Below are 2,191 nucleotides of genomic sequence, written 5' to 3'. Positions count from 1 at the left end.
GGCGCCCTGTTCGCGGCGGCGGGCGGCTGCGCCTTCTACGCCGCGGTGGAGTACGACCCGGCCAAGGCCAAGGGCGTCGACGACACCCTGCGCGCCTTCGCCGACACCCCGGCCGGGCCGTGGCTGCTGGTGGCGGTCGCGGCGGGCCTGGTCCTGTTCGGCCTGTACTCGTGGGCCGCGGCCGCCTGGCAGCGGGTCTGACACCCGCCGCCCCGGCGTCCGCGGCCCGGGCCGCGGACGCCGGTCGCCCGTACGCCGCCGATCGGCTCCCCGGGCCGTGTCGCCGCGCCCGTCACCGGTCACGGCGTGCAACCGTCTCCCCATGACCGAAGGCCTGACACCTCACCTCTCCCCGGCGCGCATCACCGTCCTGGGAGTCCAACCCGGAAGTCCGCCGTTCCGGATCATCGAGCTCGACGGGGAGGTCGTCGGCCGGGCCGAGTCGATGACGGACGTGCTGCTGGTCGCCGCGGAAGCGGGGATCACCATCCACGACCTCGACGACCTGGACGAGGTCCGCTGGGTCGGGGGCGGCAAGTTCACCTGGTCCCCGCACTGACGCCCCGCCGCCCCCGCGCCGCCCCTCCGCCGGCCGGCCGTCTGCCGGACGCCCGGCCGGGCGGCGGTCAGGCCCCTTCGCCGAGGACGGTACGGATCAGCGTCCGCTGGTCGTCGGACAGGCACGGGTCCTGGACGTCGAGGACCTCGCCGTCGACGGTGATGCGGTAGTGGTAGCCGTCCGCCACGGACGAGACGGCCCGGTGGGCGAGCTCCTCCAGCCGCGCCGCGTCCTGCCGCCCCGCGGTGTCGAGCGCGCGGAGCTTCTCGGCTCCGGTGAAGCCGCCGGTGCGGGTGACCGTGATCAGCATGCCCGTTCCTTCCAGTTATAGAGACCAGACGGATACACAGCGAGAGACGGCGCGTCACCCACATAGACGCAGGTACATACAATGACGGACCGTTACCCACGGGCGGAGAGGAACGGACAGAAAGAGTCAGCGCGGGGCCGGAGGGGGAGGGCGGTCAGGCGCGCGGCGCCGGGCGGCGGCCCCAGGCCGTGAGCATGCCGGGGCCGAGTTCGGCCAGGCCGGGGGAGTCCAGGTAGGCGAGGGCCTCGTCGAAGACGACCGGTTCGAGCCGGCCCGGCGCGAGCAGGTCCGTGCGCATCCGCTGCCAGGTCTCGCGCCAGAAGGCGGCGAGCGGAGTGCCCGGTGTCAGGGGCGGGCAGACCAGCTCGGCGGCGACCTCGGCCAGACCGGCCGCGCGCAGCGTGTGCGGGTAGTCGAGCACGGCCGCGATGTCGGTGCCGATGGTCTCCGCGAGGGTGCGCCACATGGCGTCCAGGGTGCGCCGGTACGCGGAGCGCCCGTCGGCGGGGTCGGGCACGTCCGCCGCGTCACTGAGGACGAGGTAACCGCCGGGACGCAGGCGCTTGGCGAGGCGGTCGACGAGCGCCCGGCGTTCGCGGAGGTGCATCAGCACGAACCGGGCGTGGACCAGGTCGAAGGAACCGAGCTCCGCCTCGTCGTCCAGCCGGGCCAGGTCGTCGGTGAGCACCCGGAGCCGGGGCCCCGCGAGCGGCGCCAGCCGGCTGGTGTCGCGGTCCAGGGCGACGACCTCGTCGACCCCGGCCTCCTCGGCGAGCCACCGGGCGACCGTGCCCGTACCGGCACCGACCTCCAGGCAGCGCCAGCCGGGACCGACGCCGAGCGCGCGCAGCCGCTGCCGGGTGAGCGGGTCGTAGACGAGGGCGGCGTGGTCGATGCGCTCGCCCTCACCGGGCGCCTCGGGCCGGAACAGTGCCTCGCCGTACCGCCCCGCGCGTCCCGAGTGCGCCGGACGCTCCTCGGGGGATGCTGCTGCCACCGCGACTCCTCCCGCCGGACGGCCCCGTACCGCCAGGCTGAAGGATCCCCCGCCGACCGCCGGGACCCCGCCATTGCGCCGCCCGACGGCGCGCCCCGCCGCCGCCCCGGGCCCCCGCCCCGCGGCCGCCTCGGCGCCACTCCGGGACTGCCCCGCCGGCCGGGACACTGGCATTGCACCGGTCGGCGGCGCGCCCCGCTGCTGCCCCGGCGCCCGCCCTGCTGCCCCGGCCCCCGCCTCGCTGCCGCCCCGGCGCCACTCCGGGGATTGCTCCGCGGGCAGGGGACACTGCCATTGAGTCGCTCGGCGGCGCGCCTCGCTGCTG

General features: G+C 76.2%; 4 protein-coding genes. 2 read left to right on the top strand and 2 right to left on the bottom strand.

Translation table 11 applies throughout. The features are described 5' to 3' along the window. On the top strand, window positions 1–201 hold a 201-nt coding region (locus SSNG_RS01400; RefSeq protein WP_042800376.1), incomplete at its 5' end, for a DUF1206 domain-containing protein. 121 nt (window positions 202–322) lie between these two features. Further along, window positions 323–559 carry a hypothetical protein gene (locus SSNG_RS01395; protein ID WP_007261990.1) on the top strand — a complete coding sequence of 79 codons (237 nt, stop codon included), beginning with the start codon at window positions 323–325 and terminating at the stop codon, window positions 557–559. A gap of 67 nt (window positions 560–626) precedes the next feature. Here SSNG_RS01395 and SSNG_RS01390 read toward each other — a convergent pair whose 3' ends face one another. After that, on the bottom strand, window positions 627–869 hold the full coding sequence (locus SSNG_RS01390; protein WP_042800375.1) for a protealysin inhibitor emfourin: 243 nt from the start codon (window positions 867–869) through the stop codon (window positions 627–629). 154 nt (window positions 870–1,023) lie between these two features. Then, the gene (locus SSNG_RS01385; protein WP_007261988.1) at window positions 1,024–1,866 is read right to left on the bottom strand and encodes a class I SAM-dependent methyltransferase; all 843 of its coding nucleotides are present in this window, start codon (window positions 1,864–1,866) and stop codon (window positions 1,024–1,026) included. Window positions 1,867–2,191 lie beyond the last annotated feature (325 nt).

The sequence above is a fragment of the Streptomyces sp. C genome, from assembly GCF_000158895.1.
Lineage (GTDB): Bacteria > Actinomycetota > Actinomycetes > Streptomycetales > Streptomycetaceae > Streptomyces > Streptomyces racemochromogenes.
Note: the sequence above shows the minus strand (reverse complement) of the source record. Positions and strands in the feature narration are given on the sequence as shown.

Coding starts and splice junctions, on each gene's coding strand:
- SSNG_RS01395 (WP_007261990.1), top strand. CDS start 323: ATGACCGAAGGCCTGACACCTCACCTCTCCCCGGCGCGCATCACCGTC.
- SSNG_RS01390 (WP_042800375.1), bottom strand. CDS start 869: ATGCTGATCACGGTCACCCGCACCGGCGGCTTCACCGGAGCCGAGAAG.